Here is a 13,767-nt window from a genome sequence, read left to right as displayed (position 1 = left end):
GTTTTTTATTGTCTCTGCCATACCAGATTACAGCACAACAACCTTGGCGCCGACACCGGCACGGTCATACAAATCCATAATATCCTGATTAATCAGACGGATGCAGCCGGAAGATACATTCTTGCCGATGGACCACCATTCCGGCGTCCCATGGAGACGATAGCCGCTGTCACGTCCGCCTTTATACAGATAGAGCGCACGGGCCCCCAGCGGATTGTTCAGACCGGGTTTCATGCCACCGGCATATTTTGCCAGTTCCGGCTGGCGCTTGATCATCGGCGCCGGTGGTGTCCATGTCGGCCATTCACGTTTCATGGCAATTTTGGCATTGCCTTTCCACTGAAAGCCCTCACGACCAACACCGATACCATAGCGCATCGCCTTACCATCCGGCTCGACATGATATAAAAACTTGTTCTGCGTATCGACGACAATTGTACCGGGCGCTTCTGTCGTTTCATATTTAACCTGTTGACGACGATATTCCGGTGCGATTTTCTGAACAGGAACCGTCGGCAGCACATAGGCTGCATCTGTAACACTGGAATAGGATGCCGTACTGGTCTGAAAAGGTGAGGTTGTCGAACAACCGGCCAGCGCCATTGTCAAAAAAAGACCCGCGGCAGAGAGTGCATTTCTGTATACCATTTTTCCCCTCAGAAAACCGTAATGACAGTCAACATTTGTTGGGAACAAGTTAACCATTGATCCTTAATCAATCATTAACCATGATTATCTTTTATAAAATCCGTTATTCAAGATAAACGGACACCTATACTGACAGAGACACATGCCAATTATCTCGCCTTTTCAACAACATCCTCTCAGTGACGGCCGTCAGTCTGAACTGGCATTGCTGGTGCGGCGCGGCGTGCAGCGCCTGTGCCTTGATCTGAATATTCATGTTTTGCCTGAAATTTCTCTGCGTTCAGGCAGGCGCGCCGATCTGGTCGGGCTGACGCGCAAAGGTGAAATCTGGATTATTGAAATCAAATCATCGGTCGAGGACTGGAAAGCCGATCAGAAATGGCCGGATTACCGCAATTATTGCGACCGGTTGTTTTTTGCCACCCATGCACAGGTGCCGCGTGAGATCTTTCCGGAAGATTGTGGTTTTATACTCTCGGACGGTTATGGCGGGGAAATTCTGCGCGATGCACCGGAGCACAAACTGGCACCGGCCACACGCAAAGCGCTGACATTACAGCTGGCGCGGATCGGCGCAAACCGGCTGACACTTGCAGAAATGGCAGGCGTGTCGATGCCGCTCAGTGATGCCGACTGATGAACCAGTCGGCATGATTATAAAGATAAGGCTTAACGCGGAGCGCGTTTGGCCAGAATACGCTGCAAAGTACGGCGATGCATATTCAGACGGCGTGCTGTTTCAGAAACATTGCGTTCGCACATTTCATAAACACGCTGAATATGTTCCCAACGTACACGATCTGCCGACATCGGGTTTTCCGGAGGCGCAATCTTCTCACCGTCACGGCGGGTCAGCGCTGCAAAAACCTCATCCGCATCCGCAGGCTTGGAAAGATAATCAATCGCACCGATTTTGACGGCATTCACAGCGGTGGCAATATTGCCGTAACCGGTCAGCACAATGGCGCGGGTATCTTCACGCTTGGCACGGATAGCTTCAATAATGTCCAGACCATTACCGTCGCCGAGGCGCATATCAACAACGGCATAAGCCGGAGCTGCCAGCTTCACAGCAGCAATGCCTTCCTCAACGGATTCAGCTGTTGTTACTGTAAAACCTCGGCTTTCCATAGCACGCGCGAGCCGCTGCAGAAACGGTTTGTCGTCATCAACCAGAAGAAGCGAAGGATCACTGCCGATGGCAAGGTGATCATCCTGACTCATATCATCCATCAGGTATTCCTTACTCGTCTTTTGTCTTTTTACTTATTGCTGCGCCTGCGTCAAAAAGTCAAATATGCAATGTAACTATTCATGTAAAACGACAAAATTCATAGCATTTCACAGAGATTTTACTCAAAATATGCCTGTAAAGGCCACAGTTTCAAACACTGAAAAACGAATCTTTCAGTCTCAGACACCCTCCCCCGCTTCACCGGAGAATCGGATTTATGCTGTCAGCGCCTGCCGCGACCAGACAATCGTAATTTCCGCACCGCTTTGGCCTGGTTCAGGACGATTGGCAAAGGAGATATGCGCACCGGAACGCTCCAGCAGTGTTTTGGCAATGAACAGCCCAAGCCCCAATCCGCCACCATTGCGCTCATCGCTGCGGCGCGACATGTAAGGCTCACCGATCCTGTCGAGCATATCCACCGAAAAGCCTTTGCCGTCATCACGGATCGTGATGCGCACTGAATTTTCATCCCAGCCCCAGACCACCTGTGTCTCGGTCTTGGCAAAATCCACGGCATTCTCGATCAGATTACCCAGACCATAGATCACACCGGGATTACGACGGACAACCGGCTCGGCAATCATTGATTTCGGATCAGGTTTTTTCTCAACATCAATCTGAATGCCGAAATTACGATGCGGCGCGATCACCTCTTCAATCAGCGAGGACAATGCCAGTTTCGACATATGCTCTTCGCCTTCCGAAGACAGGCTGGTGAGACGCTGCAGAATTTCGCGGCAACGCTGCGCCTGAGAGGACAGTAACTGAATGTCCTCGGTATAACGGTCATCACTTTTCAGAGCACGCTGCATTTCCTTGACCACAAGTGTGATGGTCGCCAGCGGTGTTCCCAATTCATGGGCAGCAGCAGCAGCCAGACCATCCAGCGCTGATAGATGCTGCTCACGCTGCAGAACCAGTTCCGTCGCACTCAGAGCATCGCCCAGCAGACGCGCTTCTTCGGCAATACGATAAACATAGACACCGCTGAAAATCAGCGTCGAAACAATGGCACACCAAACACCGATGACAAACATCAGCGGCAGTTCCAGCGTCATACCGCTATACCAAGGCAAAGGCAGATGCCACACCACCAGCACGCTGGCACAGGCAATCGCCATCAGGCCTAGCAGCAAAATACTGCGCACAGAAAGTGCGGTTGATGCAATAATCACCGGCACGACCAACAGCACGGCAAACGGATTTTGCAGACCGCCGGTCAGATAAAGCAGGCCGGTGAGCTGCAAAATATCAAAGGCTAAGACCAACAGAACCGTACGTAAATCCAAACGATGATTGAGCTGGTAGCGGAAAGATAAGAACAGATTGAGCCATGCCGACACGGCAATCAGCGCGAAACTGATACCCAGCGGAAACACAAAATGCAGCGACAGAGAAACGAACAAAACAGCAGCGGTCTGGCCGGTAATGGCAAACCAGCGCACGCGCACCAATGTTGTCAGACGCAGGCGACGGGAAAGCGACGAGGCCCGGTTAATCAGATCACCATTTGCCATTCAGTCTTCCCCGTAAATTATCGCGCATAAAATGCCTTATGCGGTAAAATCACGGCACACGCAAGTTAATCTGCGCCATCCTGCCGCAGGCTAATTTCCCCCGAACGCTCCCGCCATATTTTGGTTATGGCGAGACGAAAACGGTGTTCATCGAGAACCGGAACGGAATGTACTAAAGTACATGAGTACCGGAAGCACAGAGGAACGCCGTTTGCAGGCCGCAAGAGTTGGAATATTATGTCCCCCGTGGTTTGGCGCGTCGCGTAGGATCCGCCTCTGCGGGATTTTCCGGCCAGACATGGCGGGGATAGCGGCCGCGCATATCGGTGCGCACATCGACCCATGAGCCTTTCCAGAAATTTGGCAGGTCGCGGGTGATCTGGATTGGCCTATGTGCCGGAGATAGTAGCTCCAGCAGCAGCGGCACCGTATCGCGGGCAATGGAAGGATGCGTCGTCAGACCGAACAATTCCTGCACCCTCACGGCAATCACCGGCTCATCGCCTTCATAATTAATCGCGATATTGGAACCGGTCGGCACCGTAAAATGCGTTGGTGCCAGCGTATCAATCTGCCGTTGCAGATCAAACGGCACGAGAGAGCGCAGGCCATTCATCAGCGCAGACTGACTGATTTTATCGAGCCGCGCCTCACCAGTCAGAAACGGCAGCAACCAGTCTTCCAATGTTGCCAGCAGATGCTCATCATCCATCGACGGCCATGGCTCACCAAGCCCGCGATAAAGCCAGCCAAGACGGCGGCGCAGCGTTAAAGAAGATTTGTCCCAAAGCAGAATATCCAAACCATATTGGCGTACAGCCTGAACTACACCGAGATCAGCAGCCTCACCCGATGGTGCTGCCAGATTTTTCTCCGACAGGGTTATTGCCCCCAACCGCACCGCTTCACGGGCACGCAAGGCCTTGCGTTCAGGATCGTAGATGATCTGTTGTCCGCCCTCGATCTGGCTCACCAAACTCTTGCGGATATCCTCTTCACTCACCTCAGCGGCAGAGAGAATACGCTGCGCCCCTGCCCGTCCGGTCAGATCAGCAACCACCAGCCACTGCACGCGGGAGAGATGCTGGCTGGCATCCAGCTCACCACCGCGCCCATTGGCCAGAATAAACTGACCGCCATTGCCACGCGCTTTGGCCACGCGATCCGGATAGGCATCCAGCAGCAGACGACCCGCATGGGCATCGTCTTTGCTTTGCGCATTTGCAGCCGGTAAGTCTTTAATCAGCGAGCGTGCCAAGCCACGCGCCTTTTGCGCACGATCACCGCGATCCCGACGAAAACGGGAAAGCCGAGCATCGAGATCAACCTCATTACCGCCAAGGCCGCGCTCGGTCATCAGCACGGCAAGCTCTGCCGCCTGCAATGCCTCGCCGCGATTGGCAGCCTCTGCCACCATATGCGCCAGTCGCACCGGCAAAGCCAGTTTCCTGATCTGCTCGCCGGATGTTGTCAGCCGCCCGTCTGCATCCAGTGCGCCAAGCCGTTTCAGCAAGGTCGCCGCTTCTTTCAGACTGGCCGCTGAGGGTTGATCGAGCAAACGCAAGTCGCTGACATTTTGCACACCCCATGCTGCACAATCGAGCAGCAGCGACGACAAATCAGCTTCCAGAATTTCCGGCGTGGTAAAGCGCGGCAGCGACGATGTTTGCCCCTCATGCCAGAGCCGGATCGCAATACCCGATTGAGTTCGCCCCGCACGCCCTGCCCGCTGGGTAATCGCCGCCTGCGATGCGCGCACGGTTTCCAGCCGTGTCAGGCCGGTCGCCGGTTCAAAACGCGGCTGACGGGACAGACCGCTGTCGATCACCACCCGCACACCATCAATAGTGATTGAGGTTTCGGCAATCGAGGTTGCCAGCACCACTTTGCGTTTACCTTCCGGTGCCGGTTTGATCGCCGCATCCTGATCGCGACCGTCCATGGCGCCATAAAGCGGGCACAGCATAACATGCTCGCCAACGCGCCCTTCAAGGGCACGAACTGTACGCTCAATCTCACCCTGACCGGGCAGAAAACACAGCAAACTGCCCTGTTCATCAGCCAGAACCGCGCGGATTGTCCGCGCCATTGCATCTTCAATCCGCTCATCGGCTTTGCGTTCCTGATAGCGGATTTCAACCGGAAAACTGCGACCTTCACTCTCAACAACCGGCGCATTATCCAGCAGTTCCGCCACCCGCGCACCGTCAAGCGTTGCCGACATCACCAGAATTTTGAGATCAGGGCGCAAAGCTCCTTGCACATCCAGTGCCAGCGCCAATCCGAAATCAGCATCCAGACTGCGCTCATGAAACTCGTCAAACAGCACCGCGCAGATACCGGATAATTCCGGATCATCAAGGATCATACGGGCGAACACGCCTTCCGTCACCACCAGAATTTGCGTCTGCGCATGATAGCGGCTGTCGAGGCGCATCCGGTAACCGACTGTTTTGCCAACCTCTTCGCCCAGCAAACGCGCCATTTGTGTAGCTGCAGCACGTGCTGCCAGTCTGCGCGGTTCCAGCACAATAATCCGCCCGTCCTTGCGCCAGTCTGCCTGCAACAAATGCAGCGGCACCAAAGTTGTCTTACCCGCACCGGGCGGCGCAACCAGAACGGCAGAACCTCCAGCCTGCAAGGCATGATCCAATTGCGGCAGCGCCTCACGGACAGGCAAAAGCGGAAGGGATGAAACGGACTGCTGAGGCAAAGACAACGCACCTGATAAATGATTCTGATCGCAGCGAATTATAAACAGCCGCGTTATGCTTTACTATTCTTGAGGAGCAGATATGGCACATCAATTGACATACTCCCCCATAGTATATATTTTCATCACCATATTTATCGGTAGAAAACTATGCCCCACTCACCGGAAGCCAAGAAACGCGTCATGACACGCCTGCGCCGCATCAAAGGTCAGGCGGAGGCATTGGAGCGCGCGGTTGAGGAAGGCACAGAATGCGGTGCGCTTTTACAGCAGCTTGCCGCCATGCGTGGTGCCGCTACCGGCCTGATGGCTGAAGTTCTGGAAAGCCATTTAAAAGAGACCTTCCAACAGCCGCAGAAAGCCCTATCTCCGGCTGATATGGATAGTGAAATCGACCAACTTATGCGGATTATCCGCTCTTATCTGAAATAAAAGACGACAGACTTAAGAGGAACAAAGCCATGAAATCGCGCGCAGCCGTTGCCTGGGAGGCCAACAAGCCCCTCACTATTGAAACAATTGAAATCGGTGGTCCGAAAGCCGGTGAAGTTCTGGTGGAAGTGATGGCAACCGGCGTGTGCCACACCGACGCCTATACGCTGTCCGGCCTTGATTCAGAAGGCAAGTTTCCGGCCATTCTCGGCCATGAAGGTGCAGGCATTGTGCGGGAAGTCGGTGCAGGAGTCACCACACTGCGTCCGGGCGACCATGTGATCCCGCTTTACACACCGGAATGCCGCTCGTGCAAAACCTGCCTGTCGCAGCGCTCCAATCTCTGCACCTCGATCCGCGCCACGCAGGGTCAGGGTCTGATGCCGGATCGCACCTCGCGCTTCTCCTGCGACGGCGGCGAAATCTTCCATTATATGGGCTGCTCGACCTTCTCGAACTTCACCGTTCTGCCGGAAATCGCGCTGGCCAAAGTGCGTGAAGACGCGCCTTTCGACAAGATTTGCTATATCGGCTGTGGTGTTACCACCGGCATCGGCGCTGTGATTTATACCGCCAAAGTGCGTCCGGGTTCTAATGTAGTGGTGTTCGGCCTCGGCGGCATTGGTCTCAATGTTATTCAGGGTGCCCGTATGGTTGGTGCCGATAAGATCATCGGTGTTGATATCAATCCGGCCAAAGTGGAAATGGCGAAAAAATTCGGCATGACCGAATTCATCAATCCGCGTGAAATCGGCAATGACAAAGTGGTGCAGGCCATTCAGGACCTGACTGACGGCGGTGCCGACTATTCCTTTGACGCCACCGGCAATACCGATGTCATGCGTCAGGCACTGGAATGCACCCATCGTGGCTGGGGCGAAAGCATCATTATCGGCGTGGCCGAAGCTGGTAAAGAAATCGCCACCCGTCCGTTCCAGCTGGTCACCGGCCGCGTCTGGAAAGGTACAGCATTCGGCGGCGCACGCGGCCGCACCGATGTGCCGAAAATCGTTGACTGGTACATGGACGGCAAGATCAATATTGATGATCTGATCACCCATAAAATGCCGCTTGATGAGATCAACACCGCTTTTGATCTGATGCATGAAGGCAAGTCGATCCGCTCGGTGATTACATTCTGATGACACAATTTGCTTCCCGCTGGAACGAAATCGACGATCTGACACCGCGCGCACTCTATGCGATACTGAAACTGCGCATGGATGTCTTCATCGTCGAGCAGAATTGCGCTTTTGCAGAAATTGACGGCAAGGATATCGGCGCATTTCACTTAAGCATTCTTGATGGTGAGGAGCTCGCGGCGACGCTGCGGGTTCTTCCACCGGAAGAGAATGAAGCAGTGAAGATCGGCCGCGTTGTGGTAGCGCCAAACTATCGGGGCTACAAACTCGGTCAGCGCCTGATGCAGGAAGCTGTTGATTTTGCGCAAGCACGTTTTCCTGACCAGCCGGTTGAGCTTGGCGGACAAAGCCATTTGCAGAAATTCTACGGTTCTTTTGGTTTTGTAGCCATTTCCGAAGAATATCTGGAAGACGGCATTCCGCATATCGACATGCGTCTGGAACCGGCAAACGGAGCCTCTGTATGAATTTTCTGCTGCGCCGTCATATGTCCTTCTATATTGCAGCGGCATGCGGCGCGGCAGTCTTTCTGATCTGCCGGGTTTTCTCCATTTCACCGGCACCGGTAATTGCGGTCAATTGTTTCTTCATTCTCTATCTGCTCATGGCTTTAAGAGCCTTGCCGCATTTAAGTTCAGCTTATTTGAAGAAACATGCTGCAAGCACTGACGAGCCGGTCTGGATTATTTTTCTGGTCACGTTTGCGACTGTGATTTCCTCCATCACCTCGCTGTTCATTCTGATAAACCAGCAGCAACAACAGCATGATCTGTTCACATTTGCTGCGACACTGGCTGCAGTGCCGCTTGGCTGGTTCACCATTCATATGATGACAGCCCTGCATTATGCCCATTTGTATTGGGAACCTGATCAGACCGCGCTCAAAGACGGAAGCTCAGGACGCAAACATAAAGGCGGCTTTGAATTTCCGAATACGCCGGAGCCCTCCGGTTATGACTTTGTCTATTTTGCTTATGTAATAGGCATGACCGCACAAACCTCCGATACCAGCGTCACGACACCGGCCATGCGCAAGGTCACTCTGCTGCACAGTATCGTTTCCTTTTTCTTCAATACCGTACTTGTGGCCGCAGCCGTCAATGTTGCTGTGGCTCTGGGGAGTTAGTTCATGGAAATCATTTCAAAGGCAAAAGCCTTCGGCGGCACGCAGGGCGTCTATCGCCATAAAAGTGAAACCTGCCAGTGTGATATGACTTTTGCTTTGTTCCTGCCACCACAGGCAGAGCACGGACCGGTGCCTGTTCTCTGGTATCTCTCCGGCCTGACCTGCACCCATCAGAATGTCATGGATAAAGGCGAATATCGCCGCCTTGCCGCCGAGCTAGGCATCGCTATTCTCTGCCCTGATACCAGCCCGCGCGGTGATGATGTGCCGGATGAGCCGGATAACTGGCAGTTCGGTAAAGGCGCAGGTTTCTATCTCGATGCCACAGAAGCGCCTTTTACCAAAAACTATCAGATGTACAGCTATGTTACAGAAGAACTGACCAAACTGGTGGCTCAGGAATTCCCGCTGGATATGTCCCGTCAGGCAATTACCGGCCACTCCATGGGCGGCCATGGCGCAATCACCATTGCTCTGAAAAATCCTGAGCGTTTTAAATCTGTCTCCGCTTTTGCACCAATTGCCCAGCCTTCTACTGCCGGATGGTCAAAGCCTGCCTTTGAGAAATATCTCGGGCACGATCAGAGTGCATGGCGCACTTATGACACAACCGCGCTGATTGAAGACGGTCACCGGATTGAAAGCCTGTTAGTCGATCAGGGCACAGCGGACAGTTTTCTGGATGATGGTCTGCGCCCGTGGCTGTTGCAGGAAGCCTGTGCCAAGGCGACCATCCCGCTGACGCTGAATATGCGGGAAGGCTATGACCATTCCTATTATTTCATCTCAACCTTTATGGATGAGCATTTGCGTTGGCACGCTGCCCGCCTGTGATATTCCGGCTTTGATGGTCTGCAAATGGCGCGTTTCTGCGCTTCCGGTGCTCATGTGCACACGGCACCGCACGCCCAACAGGGCGTGCAAAGGATGCCGTGATCTAAATAGCTGCATAATCTTATCTTTAATCAAAGAGGATTAAAGGATTATGCAGGGTACACTGCGCGCCGGTTCTCGAACCACACCATTTTCGTCACATCAAAAACGGAATATGTGTCATGTGCCGCGCTGAATTTCAGCGCGGCGTCACCTTCATCAGCAAACCGTTTTTAGGCTGGGTAGTCAGTTTCTGTACCGGCCACGGCTTCGCATTTCCCACCATATCAAAACGATGTTTGGACAACAGAACCGCCAAGGCGATCACCGCTTCCTGCATGGCAAAACTGCCGCCGATACAGACGCGCGGGCCTGCCCCGAATGGCAGATATTGAAAACGGTCGATCTTATCGCGGTTTTGCGGATGGAACCGCGCCGGAATAAATGCCTCCGGATTATCCCAATATTTCCGGTGCCGGTGGATTGTCCACGGCATCACGATCACCGCCGTACCTGCCGGAATTTTCAGGTCGCCAAACTGATCATCCGCAAGCGCCTCACGATTGATCGAAGGTGCAGGCGGATAAAGCCGCATCGCCTCCTCAAAAGCAGCGCGGGTCATAGGAAGCTTTTCCAGCCATTGATGCGGCGGTAAATCCTTGCCTTCACCATTCATGAATGCATCAATTTCTGCCTCAACAACAGCACGCTCCTGCGCATCCTGCGCCAGAAGATAAAGCGTCCAGCCCAGTGCCCGTGCGGTTGTTTCATGCCCCGCACCGATGAAAGTAATCAGATTATCCTCAATCTCATCCCGCGACAGGCCATCCGGTTTTTCAGCAGAAGTTTCCGTCTGCAATAACAGTGTCAGGAAATCATTCGGCACGGCTTCACCACAATCCATCCGCTCTTTGCGCAGCTGAATCGTCTCCGCCACAATGGAACGGAAAAAGCCTAATGAACGGCGGCCACGCAATTGTGTCAGGCGGGGCAACCAGTCCGGCGCGCCGAGCAGATCAAACGGATCGACCCGTCCCATCGTTTCAAACAGCCGGTCTGTCTGGCGGGCAAATTCCTTCGGATCACCGGCAATCTCGCCGGAAAATAATGTCTCAGCCAGAATATCATAAGTCAGCAATGTCATATCCCGCGACACATCTGTCACTGTGCCTGATATACGATAGCGGTTGGTGAAGGCCTGCGCACTTTTCAGCATAGCATCAGCGAAGCCGTGAATATGACGCGGTGTGAAAACCGGCGCCATAGCTTTGCGGGAGCGCCGCCATGTGGAGCCTTCGGCGGTCAGCAACCCGTCGCGCAGGATCGGGCGCAACACGCGCTGACGGATGGTGCCCATCGGATAATTTTGCGGATTTTCCACCAGAACATGACGGATCAGCGCCGGATCATTGGCAATAATCGTATGCATACCGAGCCAGTTCACCTCAACCCACGGCTCATTATAGGACGGCTCGCCCCAAAGCTCTAACGGGTTACGATAGACAATCCGCATCAGCGCCAGCCGCCCGACCGGATCTTTACGCGGAACCGGTGCCGGTGGCACAAAAGGGTGCTTTGCCGGAATTGCACCGGCATTTGAAAGTGAAGATCGTAGCAATTCAGTCATGATGCCATCCTGAAAATGTTTCATCATGCTGTTCTAGTATCAGCCTTGTGCCCCCAAACGCATGCCGCAGTTAAATGTCTTCATTCAACGTCCGCAAGCATGCGTCACTCAAGAATCCAGAGCGTACACAGCAAGTTGAATGCGCTGTAAAGGCTCTGGCAGCACCGGAAACAGCGACTACCTCAAACAGATATAGGAAAGACAATAAGGCAAAACAGCGATCCCGCAAATTTTGCCGTAATTATCTGACAGGAAACTTGGAACGCGCACTGGTCAAGGCTGTCCCGCCTGCCTATATGTGCTGTTAACTTCAGAGAAATATGAAAGCCCGCTTCCGTGTCATCCGCAATCAACAGCATTATCAGCCTGCCATACCGGCTTATGCTGTTTCTGCTTGCGTTCATGATGCTGCAGTTTTGTGCCTTTCAGATGTCTGCACAGGCTTACACACCTGTTATGCCGCTTGCAGCCGAAATTACACATGTTGCGCCGGCGCATGAAATGATGGATCACGGGCAGCACAATAAAGCGCCGGAAACCGGCCAGCATCACAGCACCAAGGGCATGGCCTGTGCAGTCAGCGGCTGTGTTATGCCTGTTCCTGTAGCACCGGTTATGGCACAAATTGATGCCTTTCCGCGCGCACTAAGCGCGCCCTATATGCAGGTCTTGCACGGACTGCCGCCTGCCCTTTCCGATCGCCCTCCGATCTCTGTTTGTGCCTGAAAATCACAATGCACCGCGCTGACCTTCAGCGCAGGTGATAATATTTTCTGTCATAAACGGAGTATTCCGATGAAAACACTTAATCGTCGTCAGACCTTGCTGTTCGGCCTTGGTGGTCTGTCCGCTATTGCCCTGCCAGCACTGCACCTCAATCGCGCAAGCGCACAGGGCGCCCATGATATGCACAATATGGCACCTGCCGCATCCGCCGCACCAACAGGTGTGAAACTGCCTCACCCTGCCCTTTTGCAGCCGGATAATAGCGGTTTGGTAAAGCTGAAGATCGCCAAAGGCCGTCACAGTTTTCAGGCTGGCAGCAGTGCCGCTTCCGCAGGTATTAATGGTAATTATTTCGGCCCTGTTCTACGCCTGCAAAACAAATCCCATGTGCGCTTTGCCGTTGAAAATGCCATGGATGAAGTGACAACCCTGCATTGGCACGGGCTGATGATCCCGTCTGATATGGATGGCGGGCCGCATAATGTGATTAATGCGGGCGCTATATGGCAGCCGGAATTTGACATCAACCAACCGGCATCGTTCAACTGGTTCCACCCGCATACACATATGGAAACAGCCCGTCAGGCACATATGGGTGCGGCCGGTATGTTGCATGTCAGCGATGGCGGCGACCGTGAACGCGGCCTGCCGGATACATTCGGCACTGACGATCTGTTTCTGGTATTTCAGGATCGCCGCGTGATTGACGGTGACAATGTTTATGCGCCGGATTTCATGGATCTGATGCATGGTTTCCGTGGTCAATATCTCACCGTCAACGGTGCCATTGCACCCGTTGCCACAGTGCCGCAGAGCATTGTGCGTCTGCGTCTGCTCAATGCCTCCAATTCGCGCAATTATCACTTCCATTTCAGCGATGGCCGGATGATGCATGCGATTGCGTCCGATGGCGGCTTCCTCGCCAAACCGGCAGCAGTGGATATTCTGACCATTGCACCGGGTGAGCGCTATGAAGTGCTGGTGGATTTCTCCAATGGCATGGCTGCGGACTTTACCAGCCTGCCGGATGACGGCTCCGGCAGAACACCGAAACTGGGTGATGCACAAAGCCTTGAGCATTTGATGCGTTTTGAGGTGAGCGATGGTCTGAAAGCCGATGTGATGAAACTTGTTTCCGCATTGGAAGAACCGGCTGCTGCCGATCCGGCCAAGTCCGTCAAAACCCGCTCTTTCGTCTTTGATGAAAACATGGCCGGTAACATGGCGATGATGCGCAAAAAAATGATGGGCGGCGAAAGCTCCCCGATGGGTCAAATGGGGCAGATGGACCATAGCAAAATGGATCACAGCCAGATGGGGCAGATGCAAATGCCGCAACCATCTAAAATGCAGGAAATGATGTCCGGAGAGATGGATCATGGCGAACATTCGGCACGTTCAGCTGACCAGATGGGACCATCGCTGACTGCTGCCACCTCCGGCATCACCATGTCGATTGCGGATAAGCCTTTCGACATGAGCCGTGTGGATGTGGAAGCCAAGCTCGGTTCCATGGAAATCTGGAAGCTGAAATCTGTTGAAATGGGACACCCGTTCCATATTCACGGTGCCAATTTCCGCGTCCTGTCCAAAAATGGTCAGGCAGCACCGGATTATCAGGCCGGATGGAAAGACACTGTGCTGGTCGACGGAGAAGCCGAATTGCTGGTTCACTTCAAAGCAGAGGGCAAACGCTCACATCCGTTCATGTTCCATTGCCATGTGC

General features: G+C 53.6%; 13 protein-coding genes. 8 read left to right on the top strand and 5 right to left on the bottom strand.

Annotated elements, in window-relative coordinates; all coding sequences use genetic code 11:
* Positions 1-27: 27 nt before the first annotated feature.
* The gene (locus A918_RS0108645) at positions 28-648 is read right to left on the bottom strand and encodes a L,D-transpeptidase (RefSeq protein ID WP_022710682.1); all 621 of its coding nucleotides are present in this window, start codon (positions 646-648) and stop codon (positions 28-30) included.
* Positions 649-790: 142 nt separating this feature from the next.
* Between A918_RS0108645 and A918_RS0108640 the strand changes: the two genes are divergently transcribed.
* The gene (locus A918_RS0108640) at positions 791-1,285 is read left to right on the top strand and encodes an MmcB family DNA repair protein (protein ID WP_022710681.1); all 495 of its coding nucleotides are present in this window, start codon (positions 791-793) and stop codon (positions 1,283-1,285) included.
* A gap of 32 nt (positions 1,286-1,317) precedes the next feature.
* Here A918_RS0108640 and A918_RS0108635 read toward each other — a convergent pair whose 3' ends face one another.
* From A918_RS0108635 to hrpB, 3 genes are all read right to left on the bottom strand, one after another.
* On the bottom strand, positions 1,318-1,881 hold the full coding sequence (locus tag A918_RS0108635; RefSeq protein ID WP_022710680.1) for an ActR/PrrA/RegA family redox response regulator transcription factor: 564 nt from the start codon (positions 1,879-1,881) through the stop codon (positions 1,318-1,320).
* 216 nt (positions 1,882-2,097) lie between these two features.
* Entirely contained in the window at positions 2,098-3,402 is a 1,305-nt protein-coding gene (locus A918_RS0108630) for an ActS/PrrB/RegB family redox-sensitive histidine kinase (RefSeq protein WP_022710679.1), read from the bottom strand.
* A 235-nt stretch (positions 3,403-3,637) separates the two neighbouring features.
* Positions 3,638-6,115 carry an ATP-dependent helicase HrpB gene (gene hrpB / locus A918_RS0108625; RefSeq protein ID WP_022710678.1) on the bottom strand — a complete coding sequence of 826 codons (2,478 nt, stop codon included), beginning with the start codon at positions 6,113-6,115 and terminating at the stop codon, positions 3,638-3,640.
* Positions 6,116-6,265: 150 nt separating this feature from the next.
* On the opposite strand from hrpB, the gene A918_RS0108620 reads away from it, so the two are divergent.
* From A918_RS0108620 to fghA, 5 genes are read left to right on the top strand one after another with little or no spacing between them, the layout of a single operon-like run.
* Entirely contained in the window at positions 6,266-6,547 is a 282-nt protein-coding gene (locus A918_RS0108620; RefSeq protein ID WP_022710677.1) for a metal/formaldehyde-sensitive transcriptional repressor, read from the top strand.
* A 29-nt stretch (positions 6,548-6,576) separates the two neighbouring features.
* Positions 6,577-7,689 (top strand): S-(hydroxymethyl)glutathione dehydrogenase/class III alcohol dehydrogenase, encoded by a 1,113-nt coding sequence (locus A918_RS0108615; RefSeq protein ID WP_022710676.1) that lies wholly within the window; start codon positions 6,577-6,579, stop codon positions 7,687-7,689.
* Positions 7,689-8,156, top strand: coding sequence for a GNAT family N-acetyltransferase (locus A918_RS0108610; protein WP_022710675.1), 468 nt, complete (start codon positions 7,689-7,691; stop codon positions 8,154-8,156). The genes A918_RS0108615 and A918_RS0108610 overlap by 1 nt, the downstream gene beginning before the upstream one ends.
* Positions 8,153-8,815: a DUF1345 domain-containing protein gene (locus A918_RS0108605; RefSeq protein WP_022710674.1), complete on the top strand. Its 663-nt coding sequence runs from the start codon at positions 8,153-8,155 to the stop codon at positions 8,813-8,815. The genes A918_RS0108610 and A918_RS0108605 overlap by 4 nt, the downstream gene beginning before the upstream one ends.
* Positions 8,816-8,818: 3 nt before the next feature.
* Positions 8,819-9,649, top strand: coding sequence for an S-formylglutathione hydrolase (gene fghA, locus A918_RS0108600; RefSeq protein ID WP_022710673.1), 831 nt, complete (start codon positions 8,819-8,821; stop codon positions 9,647-9,649).
* Between the two features lie 238 nt (positions 9,650-9,887).
* Here fghA and A918_RS0108595 read toward each other — a convergent pair whose 3' ends face one another.
* Positions 9,888-11,315, bottom strand: coding sequence for a cytochrome P450 (locus tag A918_RS0108595; protein WP_022710672.1), 1,428 nt, complete (start codon positions 11,313-11,315; stop codon positions 9,888-9,890).
* A 336-nt stretch (positions 11,316-11,651) separates the two neighbouring features.
* Between A918_RS0108595 and A918_RS0108585 the strand changes: the two genes are divergently transcribed.
* Both A918_RS0108585 and A918_RS0108580 read left to right on the top strand, forming a co-directional pair.
* A complete protein-coding gene (locus tag A918_RS0108585) occupies positions 11,652-12,041 on the top strand; it encodes a hypothetical protein (protein ID WP_139316310.1) in 390 nt (129 codons plus the stop codon).
* A gap of 69 nt (positions 12,042-12,110) precedes the next feature.
* A partial coding sequence (locus A918_RS0108580) for a multicopper oxidase domain-containing protein (protein ID WP_022710669.1) occupies positions 12,111-13,767 on the top strand: 1,657 nt, incomplete at its 3' end.

It is taken from the genome of Pseudochrobactrum sp. AO18b, from assembly GCF_000409565.1.
GTDB lineage: Bacteria > Pseudomonadota > Alphaproteobacteria > Rhizobiales > Rhizobiaceae > Pseudochrobactrum > Pseudochrobactrum saccharolyticum.
This window is presented reverse-complemented; position numbering and strand designations above follow the sequence as displayed.